Here is a 16,995-nt window from a genome sequence, read left to right as displayed (position 1 = left end):
ATATATAAACAAAAAAGAATCAGGATTAAACCTGATTCTTTTTATGTATCAACTTTTTCTCCTAGTAAGATAATGAAAGCACCCAATCACCACTGCTAGTATGGCAACATAGAGTAGCTGTTTGGCTTCTAAAGGCACAAAAGCTCCCTGTAGGATAAAAGTATTGGCAAGTACACCAACAAGGGCTGCAAGGCTCAAAAACGTGAGCAAAAGCATCTTGTATCGATTAAAAGGCAAGCTGACCTTGGCAACTAGACACAGACCATTGATCAGGGCAAGGAGGAAGCAAATAAATTTGACCTGACCTGGGACAGTGATAAAGAAATTGGTCAAAAGAACACTAGCAACCAGAACGCCACCACCAATCGCCGCGTTGGTTAGGATATCTCTCATAAAGTGAGTGCTAACCTTTTCTTTATTGGACTCAAAAGTTAGGAAGAAGGATGGAATCCCAATCGTAATAGCTGAAATAATCGTAAACTGAATGGGGATAAAGGCAAATTCCAAACCGAATACCACACTCAAAATGGCAAACACGATGGAGAAGAAGGTCTTTGTCAGAAAGAGAGAGGCTACCTTTTGGATGTTATTGATGACCCGGCGACCTTCCATCAAGATATCATAAAATACTGCAAAATCATCTGTCAGGAAAACAATATTGGATACACTTTTAGCTGCGCTGGTAGCCCCCTTCATGGCAAAGCTGATATCTGCTTTCTTAAGAGCCAGAACATCATTGACCCCGTCACCGCTCATGGCAACTGTTTTACCAGCATTTTGCAAGATAGATACCATCTTTTGCTTCTGTTCAGGTGTCACACGTCCAAAGATTTCGTGTTCCAAGACCACTCTTTCAAAATCTTGTTCACTCACCTTGGTCATATCAATCGCACGGGCTTCTTCCTTAAAACCTGCCTTACGAGCCACCCCATATACAGCCACATGATTATCACCACTGATAATCTTCACTTCAACACCTTGAGATTCGAAATAGTCAAAGGTTTCCTTGGTATTGTCCTTAATCTCATCTGACAAAACGACGTGCCCTAGTAGTTCCATATTGGCTGGACTCATGATGTGGTCCTTACTATGGGCAAGTGTCAAGATTCGAAAACCTTGCTGCTTCAGATGTTCATAGTAGGTATCCATTGGTTGGGTAAAGCCTAGAAATTCATAAGCACCGAAGAAATAGGTCCCGCCCTCTTTTACTTGGACAAAGGAATACTTGTTTTTACTTGAAAAGGCACCGACTTCTTGAACTTCCCATTTTTTCTCACAGGTTAAGTAAGTTTTCAGAGCCCGCGAAGTTGCATTTTCATCGTCAAAATAGGCTAGATAAGTCGAGAGTTTCTCTGCCACATTAGCATCCATTTCTTGGACCTTCATATTCCCCGTCGTGATAGTTCCTGTCTTATCAAAACAAAGAACATCTACTCGCGCCAAGGTCTCTACACAGTATAGCTCCTGCACCAGAACCTTCTTTTTAGCCAGCTTCATGGCAGCTACTGCTAGAGAGACGCTAACCAAGAGAATCAAGCCCTCTGGAATCATGCCGACCAAGGCGCCAGAACTTCCTAAAACAATCTCAACATAAGACCGTCCTAGATTAAAACCTCTGACATAGAGCAGAATCGCAACTGGCACCAGTAAGATCGAGACGATTTTTAAAATCTTATCCATGTAATCGCGCAGTTGAGAAGGATATTTTTTGAATTCCTTGCTGGATTTTGCGAGTTTGTTGATATAACTATCGGGTCCGACCGCCGTCGCCGTGACCAGACAAGTACCGCTAACGACATTGCTTCCGCTCATCAGCTTGTCACCTGCTGTTTTAAAGACCGAATCACTCTCACCAGTCAGCAAGGACTCATCAACTTCAATATTCCCTTCAAGGACTTCTGCATCGACAGGTACCTGATCTCCCAGATTGAGATGCAGATATTCCCCCAGTACGATGTCCTCTGGAGCAACCTCAATCGTTTGACCATCTCGGTTGACTCTGTACTTACTTTTACCAAGCAAACTCAGCTTTTCTAAGGCATTTTTTGAACGCACTTCTTGGAAAATCCCAATGGCTGTATTGATAGCAATCACACCTAAAAAGAGCATATTTTCAAATCGCAAGGTTGTGGCTACCAGAACTGCCAGAGCCAAGTTCATAGCATTAAAAAAGGTAAAGATATTTGAAACGACGATTTCCTTGGTTGTTTTATAGGGTTTAATGTCGCTGATATTTCGTTGACGATCCTTGATGTCTTGACTGCTTAAATACTTCATTTCTACTCCGATATCCTTTTGTACTACTATAGTAACACATATCTTTTTCTCTGTCACTTAAATACTCAAAATAAGAAGAACTCCCTTGGCAAGCATCATCTATCCCCACTTTAAGAAGGACTTAAAAAAGAAGCTAGGATTTCCCTAACCTCTTTTCTTTATGCTTTATTCTGCCAAGGCTCCCATTGGATCCCATGGTGCAAGTACGATTGGTTCTGCTTCATAAGCAGCTTGTTCTTCTGCTGTCAGCAATTCCTTACGGACAACGATTTGATAGGTGTATTCATCCATCCAAGCGTCTGAGGCGACGAAGTAACCATCTGTACCGACCTTGTCTCCCCATGAGTTTTCAACCTTCCACTTAGTTGACTTGCCATTTTCATCCAAATCAACACCTGTCAAGACCATAGCGTGGGTCATCAAGCTTTCGCTGTAGTCCAAACGTCCAGCCTTGTCTTGAGTCAGTTGAATATCCATACTTGATTCAAAGTCATAAACATCTGTCGCAAGGATCCCGGCTTTGCGGTTGCTGAGCTGGCCGACATCTGAACCAAACCAAACAGTTTCTCCTGTCTGCATTTGGGCAATCGCCAATTCTTTCAAGCGCTCCATAGGAACGTTGATGTAGCGAACTGCACGGCTACCAACCACATTTCCCAACATCTCAACTGTGTAAGATTTGCCGTAAGGCTTGTCAGCAGTTGGAGCATTGATAACAGAAACATAGTCTTCTAGAGGAAGATTGACATATTTCTTGTAAAATTCCTGTGGTGTGATTCCTTTTTCACTTTGGTAGTTATCATCCTTATCGCGATAAGCAAAGTCAAATTTACGTGGTGGAAGCCCTAGTGACATAGCAAGGAAGTTAAAGATTTCTTGCAAGAGGTCTTCTTTCTTAGCTTGAACAGTCGCTTGGTCTGCACCAGAAGCAAGCAAGTTACGCAAGATTTGGGCATCTTGGCGAAGCAATTTGTTAAGGATGGCATTGAGCTCACGGCTGCTGCTAGATGAAACAGACTCAGGATAAACTGACTTAGGAACGACACCGTATTTCTCAAAGAGGGCAACGACCATATCCCATTGTCCTCCATCTTGTTGAGGTGTTTGGAGTAGGAAGCTAACCTTGCGGCTCGTCAATTCTTGGTCTGCAGTCGCAATCACTTGCTCCAAGAACCAGTTGGATTTTTCATACTTATCCCAGAAGAAGGTGTGGGCTTGTGACAGTTCAAAGTTTTCTAGCTTGTATTGAGAGATGAGTTTGTGACGGAAGGTATTGAGGGCTGCAAACATCCAGCAACGACCAGATGCTTTCTGGTTGGTCACCTTGTCCTTGGTCAAATCAAGCGAGAAAACAGGTGTATTGTCTACATGGCTTTGACGACGTTCTAGGGCTGCAAAAATTCCGTTGTGACTGGCAGCATTTTCGATCGCTTGGTATTTGACATTTGCTTCATAGTTGGCAAATAGTTTATCTGTAAATGATTCTTGAATCGCGTTCATAGATTCCTCCTTTTATTCTACTGTCTATTATAACTCTTTTCACAAATGAAGCAACCGAAAAACTTAAAAAGACAAGGACATTCTCCTCACCTTTTCTAACATAATCCAAACTAAGCAATACTTGCAAAGAGAACTTCTAACTCCTCCTTGGTCAAACGACGCCATTCTCCTTGTTCTAAGTTCTCATCCAAGACTAGAGTTCCCATCGTCAAACGTTGTAAGTCCACCACTTCCTTGCCACAGTAGGCCACCATACGCTTGACTTGATGGAACTTCCCTTCAGCAATGGTCACACGAACCAGACTTTGATTCTTTACTGAATCTACCGACACAATCTCCAGCTTAGCTGGCTGGCAGGTAAAATCCTTGAGCGGAATGCCCTTGACAAATGTCTCCACATCTTCTTGGGTCATAATTCCCTCGACGTGTGCCAGATAGGTCTTATCCACATGACGTTTTGGTGAAAGAAGAGCATGGGCAAGCTGACCGTCATTGGTCAAAAGCAGGAGGCCATGCGTGTCAATATCCAAACGCCCTACTGGAAAAACTTCCTTGGTCCGAGCAATATCATCCAACAAGTCCAACACTGTTCTGTGTTTAGAATCCTCAGTCGCTGAAATGACTCCTTGGGGCTTGTTCATCATGTAGTAGACAAACTCTTCATACTCCAGCACTTGGCCATCAAAGCGAATCTCATCTCTTTCCTCATTGATCTGCAGTTTAGCTGACTTTTCTTTTTTACCATTTACCGTCACCCGCCCAGCCTTGAGCAAGTTTTTGACTTCTGTCCGACTCCCCACAGCACAGGCAACTAAAAATTTATCTAATCTCATAGAACTATTATATCATACTCAAAAGGAGGCTGGTACAATGACCAACCTCCTTTTCGTTTCATACTCTTCAAAAATCAGATTCAAACCGCGTCAACGTCCATCTGCAACCTCAAAACAGTGTTTTGAGCTGACTTCGTCAGTTCTATCTACAACCGCAAAGCAGTGCTTTGAGCAGCCTGCGGCTAGTTTCCTAGTTTACTCTTTGATTTTCATTGAGTATCAGATTTAAGAAATTAACTTCCTCGTCTCCAGAAAATAGCTAAGACAACCATAGCGCCCAAAACAGCTGGAACAATAGCTATCCCTGCTAGGTTTGGACCCCAAGTCCCAAAGAGCAGGTGCCCCAAAGAAGCACCAATCCAGCCGAGAAACATTTTCCCAAAGCATCCCATGCTTTCTCCGCGATTGGTTAAAACACCTGCCAAGAGTCCCACTAGGAGACCAACAAACATACTTCCAAGCATAGCTTCTCCTTAAATTGCCCAATCTCCATTGCGGAAGAGTGGTACGCGTGTTCCATCCTCACGGATACCATCGATATCCATTTGATTCGAACCAATCATAAAGTCCACGTGAACATCTGAACGGTTCAGTCCTGCAGCTTCAAGCTCTTCTTCGCTCATCTCTGCCCCACCAACAACGCTGGTCGCATAGGCTGCACCGATAGCCAAGTGGTTTGAAGCATTCTCATCGAAAAGGGTGTTGAAGAAGGTAATGCCTGACTGAGAAATTGGGCTTGGATCTGGTACCAAGGCACATTCACCCAAGGCACGCGCACCCGCATTTTCAAAGACAAGATCTTTCATGACCTGATCACCCTTTTCAGCAGTAATGTCTACGATTTGACCATCCTTGAAGGTCACCTTAATCCCTTCGATGATATTTCCGTTATAGCTAAGTGGTTTTGTAGAGGTTACATAGCCATCTGCACGACGGAAATCAGGGGCCGTAAAGACTTCTTCTGTCGGCATATTTGGCAAGAATCCTTCGCCCTGTGCATTGATAGCACCAGCTGATTCCCAAACGTGGTTCTTAGGTAAACCAAGTGTCAAATCAGTTCCCGGTGCTGTGTAGTGAAGGGCTGAGAATTGTTCTTTATTGAGCATTTCTGCCTTGCTCTTAAGGATAGCAGCATGCTCTTCCCAAGCTTTAACAGGATCTTCTTCGTAGACACGGCAAGTTTTGAAGATTTGATCCCAAAGAAGATCAACTGCTTCTTCATCGCTCGTAGCATTTGGAAAGACTTTCTTAGCCCATTCAAGTCCAGCAGCGGCTGCTACAGTCCAGCTAACCTTGTTGGATTGAGTTGCGATGCGCATTGGCTTCATCGCGAGTCCCATAGCTTTGGCAGAAGCTGAAAGCTTGTCCGCATCCACTCCGTTCAAGGCACCTGGATCAGATGAACGAACTCCTAGACGGCTAGCCTTGTTTCCCAAGAGGTAGTTCATCTCAGCAATCTTGTATTCTGGTACATTGTCCAGACGCTCCATCGGCGCGTGGAGGAATTTCTCACGGTTAATCACATCATCTGTCCACTGAACGATAACCTCATGTGCACCCAGTGCATAGGCTTCTTTGACAATCAAGTGAGCCAACTCGCGTTGCTCCACATCGATAGAGAGAGCCAAGGTGTGACCCGGTTGCACATTCACACCGTTTGCAACCAAAAGCTTAGCGTATTTTTCTAGATTTTCTTTAAAATTTGGTAAAACCATTTGTGTTTCCCTTTTCTATTTTTATTTTTCTTTCAAAGCAGAGAATAATCCTGCTAAAGCAATAGCACCTGACAAGAGTGCTGTTGATAGAAGAATGGTCTGATCAGCAAGGTCTAATTGATACTCAAATACCTTTTCAGCAGGTTTATCTTCCGCAAAGATTCTAAGTTTCATCTTGAACTCCTTAAAATATCTTAAAATAAATCACTATGACTACCTGTCCTAAGCAAGTTTAAAATCAATTCTTCCTTGTCTACTTTATAGACCAGGAGCCAATCCGCCTGGATATGACACTCACGAACTCCTTGAAAATGCTTAGATGCCGTTAATTGATGATCACGATATCTAGCAGGAAGTTCTTTTTCTTGAACCAGAAAATTCAAAACTTCTTCTAATAATTCTGCCCTCAAACCACGCTTCATAGCCAACTTAAAATCTTTTTTAAACTGTTTATGATAACGAATCTTAAGCACGCAAGTCCTCCATCAAGTCAGAGACTGATTCAAAGGATTGGCTCATATTACGATTTTGGTCTAAATCCGTTAATACTTGAAGCAACTTCCGATTCTCGTCTAGTCTAACATCAAAAGGCAAACCCTGATATTGAATTGCCTGACGAAGGAAAATATTGATTGCTGTTGTCATATCCATTCCTAAATGATTAAAAACCTGTTGGGCCTGCTCCTTAACCTCACTATCCAAACGAATACTCATGCTCGTCTTTGACATATTCCCACCTTCTTTCTATTTATTATTTTAACAAAAAAGAAGGCTTATGTAAATCTATTAGATATACATTAGCTTTCTTAACATTGATTATTAGGATAGTCTAAAATATTCACATAGAAAACAAGACAAAGAATAAGAGTTTTACATATTATACTTGCAAGTCACTAACCTTTTCATATTTTATATTTACTTCCGAATTTGAATTTGCAAATTTATAACCCATAAACAAAGCATTTAAATCGCTATAAGTTGATAAAATGATCTGATACTTATCTATAATTCCATGACGTAAAATTTCAATAAAAGATAGTACATTCATAGCATCCATGTCTTGAACTGGATCATCTATCATTAAGAAATTCAAATTATCAGATAGTTTGAACATCGTATTCAGTGAAAGAGTAAATGCTAGTGAAACAACCGCTAACTGACCAGTGCTTAGTTGATTAATTGCATCATGATCATTATTAGAATCCGACTTGAACCTAATAATTGTCTTTGTTATCTTTTTAATCGTTTTTACTTGATTACCTGTTGCCTCATCAGTCGTCGTTTCTTCTTTATCAATTGTTGTTTTGTTATACGTTAGAAAAATTCCCAAACCTTGTTGATAATTTTGTAACATTTTTGCTGAGTATATAAAGAATGGGATACGTAGCTTTTTAACAATATCTATTTTGAACTGTTTTACCTCTTCTTTATATATAGTATTAATTTCTTCTAATCGTTCCACAGTTATTCTCAATGTTTCTATCTGACTTGATAAATCTTGAAGTTGCTGATTTTGAACTAGTTTATGCTGTCTATCAAGATAAAGTTTCTTATTCTCTAAATCTCCAATACGAATATCCTCTAATACTTCCACTTTACTTTGAAAATATGTAGGAAATATGTTCTCAGTGTCTGCTATCAGATTCTCATTAATAGCATATTTATTATCAACTGCCGAGTGAATAGCATTTTTTAATTCAAGCAATCGACTATCAATCATCGCAATATTTATTTTCGAATATGAACTTGATTCTAATTGGTATGTTTCAAACTGCAGTTCAGGAAATTCTTCCCTTAAGACCTCCAGTTCTTCCTTTATATTTCTCAAACTATTATTATCTAGCAAACTGTAAACATCATCATCAACTACTAATTTAGATTGAAATTCTTGCCAGTTTAACTGGTGCTGCTGGTTATAGTCTTTAAATTCTAACCTTCCCAACTCATATGGCACCATAATTGTGTACGACTGAATAAAAGTTTTAAAACCTTCGACATTTTGAGAATAACTTTGATACGAATTTTTTAATTTTTGTAATCTATCTAATAAATTTTTATCTACATCTATTGAAAGGCTATTTATTTCATCAATGATTTTCTGCTTCAGTTGCTGGATCCGTTCATTCAGCAATAATTGAGCTTCTTGCAATTGCAGACTACTTTGAGACGAAATTTCAGTTAGATAATTTTTATAACTATCATAAGCTTGCTTCAATTCTTCAAATGTTTGGAACTGTGAATTACAGAATGGACATTTGTTTTCATCAATATGTCGATGTCTCAACTCGTCAAACTTATTGCCTAAGTTACTCCTTAATTGTCGTAGTTCACTTAAATTTTTGTCTACCTGGCTAGCATTATTCCTCAGACTTTGGAATTTAACCACTTGTATTTTAAGCAATTCAAAATCACCTGACAATCTATCATTTTGAGTATAAGTAATGGACTGTTCTGTCATCTCAGTAATATCCGATGATAAATTAGTCAAGTAGGTATTTAGTTGCTTTCTTCGATTGCAATCATGAACAACTCTCTCATATGATTGTAGGTAATTCTCTAAAAGCACATATTCAAATAATTTTGGATTGTCTAATGAATACTTTTCCCAAAGCCATTGAGAATTTGATTTAAGAATATTTGGAGATAACATTGAAAAATATAATGCTTGTTTAATAGCCCTATCACCAGCAATATCTTTTTTTCTTTTATCTCTTTCCGTCTTTCTATTATACTCCCCTATTGAGAAATTCTTCTTAAAATCAATAATATTTTGTAAAGTATTTTGATAAGTTAATAATTTGTCAAGATTAGCAATAGAAAAAGGAGTTTCACGATCAAATACAAATTCCCTATGATTAAATAATCTATGATAAGAGACATCTGATAGTTCTTGCTGTTTTAAGTTTTGTAATTGCCCCTTGAAATCACTAATCTTTTTTCTAATAACGTTTGTTACTGTATTAATCTTTTCTATTTTCTTCTCTATTTTATCCGTTTTTACTAAAAAAGATAAACTATCGCCTCTTTCATATTCCGTTTGCTTTAGAAAGAAAGTTGTTTCTTCCTGTTGAATATAATTAAATAGATTGAAAATTTTTTCTATCTCATATTTCCCATTAATACCTAAAAATGTATCAATAGAACTTTGAGTAATGTCTTCAAGCTTAATATTATCTGTAGATCTAAAATTTGACTCGCTCACTTCCACTTGTCTAAATAACTTAAACTGACTAGCAGACTTTAAAGGTGCAAATATGTTTTTACTTTCAGTAAAACTATTTACTAATTTTCTTACAATTACAAGTTGGTCACCATTCATTTTTTCTAGCCACAATTTTATAATTACCGGCTGACCAATCTCATTCTGAAAGAAGGGCTTATTATATACAATATTTTCAGCAGTAACTTTATTAATGCGAGAAAGATTACCAGTCAATCCTAACTCAATTGCATCAAAAATCGTTGTTTTACCATAACCATTTGGTCCCACTAAAAATGTTATCCCATCACTAAAGTCAATAACTGTTTCATTTCTAAAGTTTTTGAAATTATAAAGTAAAATTTTCCTAATCTTCACAAGTTCAGTCTCCTAAAATTTGATTTAAACTATCCAGCAAAAAACTAGCTTCATTTTCAAGTTGTTTCCTAATATCAACTCCATTAAAAATTTCTAAAATATCATCTACCTGCTTTTTATGATCATTTAAACCTTCCATTTCAATTCGTGATTGGATTTTATTTTCAACTATTTCAAAATGATTATCAGAATGAGGATGAGAAGCAAATGGTAATTTAATAATTAGTTGTATAGCAATGAAGTAAGCAGTATCAAAAAACATATCACTCTCAAATTTATCAAATAAAGACTCACCCTCAGGAGATGTAGACTGAATATAATTTAGTAAATCTTCAATATTCGAGTTCAGTCTACTCAATCCTTCCTCGGTATATAAGATGACATATTTTCTAAAATAATATTCATCTTCCTCAACTTTCATAATCATATTTCTAAGACTTTCATATGATTGCTTCAGTTCATCAACTTTAATAGTTACAAATAAAGAGGTATTTTTCTTAATTTTTTCATCATTAAGTTCTTCAAAGCAAGATATCAACTTATTTGTTTGCTCACAAGTAAAAAAATCTACCCCTCCTTCGCTGCTAGATTTAAAATCCTCCCTATTATATTCTTGAATAAGGAAAAATTCATTTCCGTCCCCTCCCCACAATTCTAAATGTTCATCACATTTATGAAAATTATGTTGTCCTAAGATTTGTTGCAAAAAACTATTCATTTCAATCCTCTTTCAATTTTTCAACAGTATTCACATAATCAATATATTCTAAATTATTTGAAAATATTCTATTTTTTTCCTCTCCAAGGGCTTCTGCAAGCAACTTTTCTTTTCCATCTTCATGAATTGGCTTCTCTTCAAAAAACTTTTGTCCATTGATACACAGATTAATCAAATAGTCAGTATCAAAGCTAGCTCTTATAAAGCTTTCATTAGTCATAATTTTATCTCGAACTCTACTCTCTGTGCCCTTAGGAGCATGAATCATGCTAAGTCTGAGCGACTCATGATTTAAATTATACCGTAAACTGTCTAACGAAAGCCTTTCTTGTTTACAAGTTTTAAGAAAATTATATAAAATATATTCAATGCTAATTTCATCAATTAATCTACCAATATCGTTCAGCCTTTTTGAACCAGAAATATCGCCATCTGGATGCAAGTCAATCAGCAATTGTTCAAATTTGTCATCAGGTAAATTTAATATCTGATTTATAACAGTCGTATCAACATCATCTTCAACAATGTTATTCCAATACACTTCAAGACTTAACTTTGCTCTCCTAATAGATTGTCTCTGGCGCTTCGCTTGCGAAGTAATAATGTTGAAAATCTCTTGAAAAGATATTACCGAATAGGCACCATTCCCATTACTATGTGATTGCACAATCTGTCTAGAAATTAAATCTTTAATCTCAGACAGTGTCTCCTCTATATGTTCAATATCATCTACTAAAGAACTTTTAGAAAATTTCAAAATCTCCTTAATTTCATTTTTGCAAAAATTATCAATAGGCGATTGATTCTCTACTACTAAATCACAATATTTTTTACCATCAGGATAGGTATATAGTTGAACTTGACTCTGATTAGGGACATAAGCTGCTCTTTTATATGTTTGCTGAAATGTTTGCTTATCCATATCCCAGCCTCGAACTTCACAAATTACATGTAAAAATCTATTATTTCTGTTCGTACCCGAGGTTTGATATCCTGTAGGATGAAGTCTAGAATTTATTGTTCTAACATTAGCATAATCATTCGGATACTTTCCAGCTTTTTTGGCTTTTACTTGATGTCTTGATACTACTGTTTGAGCTTGAAAAATCTCAACATCTTCACCGCCATTTTTTTCAAGGATTAATTCATATGAGCTATAGTCTTCCTCTTTTTCTACAAGTTTTCTAAGTTCAGTTAGTGCCAAAAATATCCCAACTTTTCCTTGATGGTTATACCCACTCCAACTTGAAGTGGCATTTCGCCTATCATAATTCATTACTTTATCCTTCAACTCTATTAATTTCTCTTGTATCTTACTCCACTTTTAAAATAATAGCCTTTAGAAAACAACCACTACAAATATATCAATATTCCTAAAGTCATCAAGCTAGTTAACAAATTCTGATTCTATCACACACTCCAAAGTCCTCAATTCCCATCATTTTCAAGCCCCCTCAATCAAGATAGTTAATCTTACCAGCTTTAACTTTTTAAAAGCATTGCTATTTTTCTAATTTTATTTAAAACAAATCATCAAACAAACTCAACTGGTTATCCTCTGGCATATTACCAAGAATCCCCATTTCATCCATCTTCTCAACCAAGGTTGATGAGAGTCCGCCACGCTTGCGCAGTTCTGTCTTAGAGAGGAACTCACCCTCTTCACGCGCACGCACCAACTGCTTAGCAACGTTCTCTCCCAGACCATCCATTGCTACAAATGGTGGGATGAGGGTATCTCCATCAATGATGAATTCAGTCGCATCACTACGATAGAGGTCTAACTTGCCAAACTTAAAGCCACGTTCCCACATTTCATTGACAATCTCAAGAGTTGTATAGAGGTCAATTTCCACATTAGAGGCTTCATTATTCTTCCGTTTTTCAGCGATTTCTTCCATTCTACGTTTGATGGCATCCAAGCCCGCACCCATGGTCTTGATATCAAAGGCCTTGGCACGGATTGAGAAGTAAGCACAGTAATAATAAATGGGATGGTGAACCTTGAAGTAAGCTACGCGCAAGGCCATCATAACGTAGGCTGCCGCATGGGCTTTAGGGAACATATACTTGATTTTTCCACAGGATTCGATATACCACTCTGGTACCTTATTAGCCTTCATAGCCTCGATGTAGCCATTTCGCTCCTCTTCGGAAATCTTCAGCCACAAACCCTTACGTACCCGTTCCATGATGGTAAAGGCCATTTTAGGCTCGAGACCCGCATGCATGAGATAAACCATGATATCGTCCCGACAACCGATAACGGTTGATAGATCCGCAATTCCTTGCTTAATCAAATCCTGGGCATTGCCCAACCAGACATCGGTACCGTGGGACAGACCTGAGAGCTGAAGCAATTCCGCAAAGGTCGTCGGATGCGTTTCGTCTACCATCCCACGTACAAAGTTTGTTCCAAACTCTGGGATTCCCAGCATGCCCGTCGGCGTTCCGATTTGCTCAGGTGTTACCCCTAGTACATCAGTTCCAGAAAAGAGGGCCATGACACCTTCATCATCCATAGGAATTTCATTAGGGTCAATACCAGACAAGTCCTGCAATTTTCGAATCATGGTCGGATCATCATGCCCCAGTACATCGAGTTTGAGGACATTCTCATCGATATCATGGAAGTTAAAGTGAGTCGTCTGCCATTCAGCCGTCACGTCATCCGCTGGATACTGAACAGGCGTAAAGTCGTAGACATCCATGTAGTTCGGAATAACAACGATTCCTCCTGGGTGTTGTCCTGTAGTCCGCTTGACACCGGCAGCACCTTGGGCAAGACGTTCCACCTCTGCATCACGATAAAACTTCCCATAGTCTCTCTCATAGCCCTTGACAAATCCATAAGCAGTCTTAGCAGCAACTGTACCAACCGTTCCTGCACGGAAGGCATATTCTTCACCAAAGATATCACGTACATCCAAGTGGGCGCTAGGCTGGTCTTCTCCCGAGAAGTTCAAGTCAATATCGGGAACCTTGTCCCCATCAAAACCAAGGAAGGTCTCGAAAGGAATATCCTGTCCATTTTTGCTGAGTTTATGACCACACTTTGGACAGTCCTTATTAGGCATATCAAACCCTGAACCGTAAGAACCATCCGTGATAAACTCGCTGTACTGACACTGACCACAGACGTAGTGTGGAGAGAGAGGATTAACCTCCGTAATCCCAATCATAGTCGCAACAAAACTGGACCCAACAGACCCACGAGAACCAACCAAGTAGCCCCGTTCATTGGAACGTTGCACCAGCATCTGCGAAGCCAGATAAATCACGGCAAATCCATTCCCCAGAATGGAAGTTAATTCTTTTTCAATCCGCAAATCAACGATATCTGGCAGCGGATTTCCATAAATCTCAAAGGCTTTTTTGTAGGTCAGCTCGGCGACCGTTTCTTCCGCCTTGTCAATGAAAGGTGTGTACAAGTCACCCTTAACAACCTCAACAGGTTCAAAGATTTCTGCCAAGACATTAGTGTTTTCAATAACTAGTTTGCGTGCTAAATCTTCACCCAAGAAGGCAAATTCATCCAACATCTCATTGGTCGTTCGAAAATGAGCCTTTGGAAGAGGAGCTGGTTGGGCATGTTCCCCATGACCAATGGTTCGGTTAATCATAGCCCCTTGTCCCAAACTACGGACGATAATTTCACGGTAAATCTCTTCTTCTGGTTCGATATAGTGGACATTTCCCGTAGCCAGAACAGGCTTGCCAAGACGATCTCCAACCTCTATCAAGCTCTTGATAATGGTCTGAAGTTCCTCCATATCCTTGACCTGCTCTTTGGCAATCAATGGCGCATAGATAGCTGGTGGCATGACCTCGATAAAGTCATAATACTTGGCCACCTCAACCGCCGCATCCACACCTTGGGATACAACCGCGTCAAAAACTTCACCCTCCGAGCAAGCCGACCCCAAAATCAAGCCCTCCCGATGGGCATCTAGAACCGTTCTCGGAATCCGTGGCACTCCTTCAAAGTACTTGGTGTTAGACAAAGAAACCAACTTAAAGATATTTTTCAACCCTACTTGATTCTTAACATAAATTGTCGCATGTTTAATCCGAGCTTTTTTATAAGAGTCTGGACTAATCAAATCAATGTTCAGTCTAGCCAAATCAGTCACACCATGTTTTTCTGCTGCCTCTTTGATAAAGATGAAAAGCAGGCGACCTGTAGCTTCCGCATCGTAGTTGGCCATGTGGTGATGTTCAAGTGCCACACCAAAACGCTTGGTCAAAGGTCCCAAGCCATGGCGTTTATACTCAGGATAAAGGTTTCTAGCAAACTCCAGCGTATCAATAACTGGCTGGCTAATTTTAGGAAGACCATGACGCTCATAGTTAGCATTCATAAAGCCAACATCAAAGGTCGCATTGTGAGCGACTAGAACAGTATTCTTACAAAATTCTTGGAATTCTTGCAAAACTTGTTCCAGTGGTTTGGCATTTTTAACATGGTCATCTGTAATTCCAGTCAACTCAGTAGTAAAAGCGGACAAGGGATGCCCAGGATTGATAAATTCATCAAATTCGGCAATAACATTCCCCTTGTACATCTTAGAGGCCGCAACCTGAATCAAATCATTATAGATAGCTGAAAGCCCCGTCGTTTCCACGTCAAAAACCACATAGGTCGCTTCTGACAAGTCCATCTCCACTTCGTTATAGACGATAGGGACACGGTCTTCCACAATATTGGCTTCCATTCCATATATTAGCTGAATTCCAGCTTTCTTAGCTGCCTTGTAGCCATGTGGGAAGGACTGGACATTCCCATGGTCCGTGATGGCAACCGCCTTGTGTCCCCACTTAGCAGCTGTCGCAACGATTTCTTCAACCTCTGGCAAAGCATCCATAGTCGACATATTAGTATGAGCATGAAACTCAACCCGACGCTCACCTTCTGGCATCAAATCCTTCCGCTCATAGTGAACAACTTCCTGCACATCCTGCACGTTCATGGTCAAATCACGTGTGAAGTTATTCATCTCCACATTCCCACGAACTCGGAGCCAAGAATTCTTCTTGATGAGGTCAAACTTCTGAGCCTCTTCTTCATTCTTAACCCATTTTTGCATTGAAAAACTTGAAGTGTAGTCTGTTATTTTAAAGTTGATCAAAACGCGACCAGTTCTGGTCACCTTATGCTCCACATCAAAAACGACCCCTTCAAAGACCAGGCGATTTTCCTCAGTCGTCACGTCGATCATCTGGGTAACTTCAGCCTTATCTAGTTTAGGCTTGGCCGCAGCCTTTTTAGCCTGAAAATCAAAGGCTGGCTTCTCTTCTACTGGAGGAGGAGCCATTTGTTCCAGTTGCTCCATAGCCCGGAGCGCTTCCTCATTGGCAGCTTGAACAATCTGTTCATTCTCCACATGAAAGGCTTCCTCCTGCTCTTGTGTAAGGGCATCGTTCTTTTCTACTTGGCATACAAAAGCTGGGAAACCAAACTTTTCGAGTTGCTTTGCTAGATTAGGAAGATGATTCTTCTTAAAGTGCTCCTTATCAATCGCCTCTGAACCTTCAATAATGAGTTGATTTCCCTCCGCACGAACGTTTAAATTCTGGTAAAGAGATTTAAACCCCTGACTTGCACATGGACCTTCAGAAAAAGCCTCTCTATAGTAGGACTGCAAGAGTTCATTAGAGAATTCTTGAGAAAGAGCCTTGATTTCGAAAACAGCTCGATTCCCTGTCTTAGAAAATTCTTCACCAAGCCCTTTTTTTAACTCTAAAAAGATTTCAATCGGTAAAATATTAGAAAATACAAAATGAAATTCCCAAATCTTACTAATTTTATGAACCACAACACGCTCAATTCTGGCATCAACAAGAGCAGGATCCCGTCTCAATTGATCAGAGACTCCTAGTTGATTCATTAAAATTTCAAACTTACTTGACATTCATTTTCCTCACATTATTCTCTTACTATTTTACCATAATTAAAGAAAATATATGACTGGTACCATTCCTTAAGCACTACTAGTTTACACAAATTTGTTCCGTAAACAAAAAAGAAGACTCTCAGAATCTCCTTAATAAATAGAAAAAGATACCTTTAAGTATCCTCGCAATCAATCGGGAAGACAGGATTCGAACCTGCGACACCTTGGTCCCAAACCAAGTACTCTACCAAGCTGAGCTACTTCCCGCGTTAAATAAAAAAATGCACCCTAGAGGAGTCGAACCTCTAACCGCCTGATTCGTAGTCAGGTACTCTATCCAGTTGAGCTAAGGGTGCTCATCATTATATGCCGAGGACCGGAATCGAACCGGTACGATCGTTACCAATCGCAGGATTTTAAGTCCTGTGCGTCTGCCAGTTCCGCCACCCCGGCCTCTCTAAGCGAACGACGGGATTCGAAC

Annotated in this window: 12 protein-coding genes and 3 tRNA genes; all 15 read right to left on the bottom strand. The window is 39.5% G+C overall.

What is annotated here, in order from left to right; all coding sequences use genetic code 11:
* Positions 1–48 precede the first annotated feature (48 nt).
* Positions 49–2,277: an HAD-IC family P-type ATPase gene (locus HMPREF0849_RS07800; protein ID WP_000876389.1), complete on the bottom strand. Its 2,229-nt coding sequence runs from the start codon at positions 2,275–2,277 to the stop codon at positions 49–51.
* Between the two features lie 165 nt (positions 2,278–2,442).
* Positions 2,443–3,777: an aminopeptidase C gene (pepC, locus tag HMPREF0849_RS07795; protein ID WP_000991664.1), complete on the bottom strand. Its 1,335-nt coding sequence runs from the start codon at positions 3,775–3,777 to the stop codon at positions 2,443–2,445.
* 110 nt (positions 3,778–3,887) lie between these two features.
* Positions 3,888–4,610 (bottom strand): pseudouridine synthase, encoded by a 723-nt coding sequence (locus HMPREF0849_RS07785; RefSeq protein ID WP_001234910.1) that lies wholly within the window; start codon positions 4,608–4,610, stop codon positions 3,888–3,890.
* A gap of 233 nt (positions 4,611–4,843) precedes the next feature.
* Positions 4,844–5,074: a GlsB/YeaQ/YmgE family stress response membrane protein gene (locus HMPREF0849_RS07775; RefSeq protein WP_000901580.1), complete on the bottom strand. Its 231-nt coding sequence runs from the start codon at positions 5,072–5,074 to the stop codon at positions 4,844–4,846.
* Positions 5,075–5,083: 9 nt separating this feature from the next.
* Positions 5,084–6,325 carry an aminopeptidase gene (locus tag HMPREF0849_RS07770; protein ID WP_000243969.1) on the bottom strand — a complete coding sequence of 414 codons (1,242 nt, stop codon included), beginning with the start codon at positions 6,323–6,325 and terminating at the stop codon, positions 5,084–5,086.
* A gap of 21 nt (positions 6,326–6,346) precedes the next feature.
* Entirely contained in the window at positions 6,347–6,499 is a 153-nt protein-coding gene (locus HMPREF0849_RS07765) for a hypothetical protein (RefSeq protein WP_000776623.1), read from the bottom strand.
* Positions 6,500–6,519: 20 nt separating this feature from the next.
* Positions 6,520–6,798, bottom strand: a complete 279-nt coding sequence (locus HMPREF0849_RS07760; protein ID WP_000913062.1) for a type II toxin-antitoxin system RelE/ParE family toxin — start codon at positions 6,796–6,798, stop codon at positions 6,520–6,522.
* A complete protein-coding gene (locus tag HMPREF0849_RS07755) occupies positions 6,791–7,054 on the bottom strand; it encodes a type II toxin-antitoxin system RelB/DinJ family antitoxin (protein ID WP_000047858.1) in 264 nt (87 codons plus the stop codon). Before HMPREF0849_RS07755 ends, HMPREF0849_RS07760 begins: the two co-directional genes overlap by 8 nt.
* 148 nt (positions 7,055–7,202) lie before the next feature.
* Entirely contained in the window at positions 7,203–9,902 is a 2,700-nt protein-coding gene (locus HMPREF0849_RS07750; protein ID WP_000702254.1) for an AAA family ATPase, read from the bottom strand.
* Positions 9,903–9,906: 4 nt separating this feature from the next.
* Positions 9,907–10,620 (bottom strand): ABC-three component system middle component 1, encoded by a 714-nt coding sequence (locus tag HMPREF0849_RS07745; RefSeq protein ID WP_001084021.1) that lies wholly within the window; start codon positions 10,618–10,620, stop codon positions 9,907–9,909.
* A gap of 1 nt (position 10,621) precedes the next feature.
* The gene (locus HMPREF0849_RS07740; protein WP_225893247.1) at positions 10,622–11,911 is read right to left on the bottom strand and encodes an ABC-three component system protein; all 1,290 of its coding nucleotides are present in this window, start codon (positions 11,909–11,911) and stop codon (positions 10,622–10,624) included.
* Positions 11,912–12,140: 229 nt separating this feature from the next.
* Positions 12,141–16,532, bottom strand: coding sequence for a PolC-type DNA polymerase III (locus HMPREF0849_RS07735; RefSeq protein ID WP_000095446.1), 4,392 nt, complete (start codon positions 16,530–16,532; stop codon positions 12,141–12,143).
* Positions 16,533–16,707: 175 nt separating this feature from the next.
* Positions 16,708–16,781 (bottom strand) — tRNA-Pro (locus HMPREF0849_RS07730).
* A 15-nt stretch (positions 16,782–16,796) separates the two neighbouring features.
* Positions 16,797–16,870 (bottom strand) — tRNA-Arg (locus HMPREF0849_RS07725).
* 11 nt (positions 16,871–16,881) lie between these two features.
* A tRNA-Leu gene (locus tag HMPREF0849_RS07720) sits at positions 16,882–16,967 on the bottom strand.
* Positions 16,968–16,995: the final 28 nt, after the last annotated feature.

It is taken from the genome of Streptococcus sp. C300 (genome assembly GCF_000187645.1).
In the GTDB taxonomy this organism is placed as follows: domain Bacteria; phylum Bacillota; class Bacilli; order Lactobacillales; family Streptococcaceae; genus Streptococcus; species Streptococcus oralis_CQ.
The sequence above is the reverse complement of the archived record's forward strand: the minus strand, read 5'-3'. Positions and strand labels throughout refer to the sequence as shown.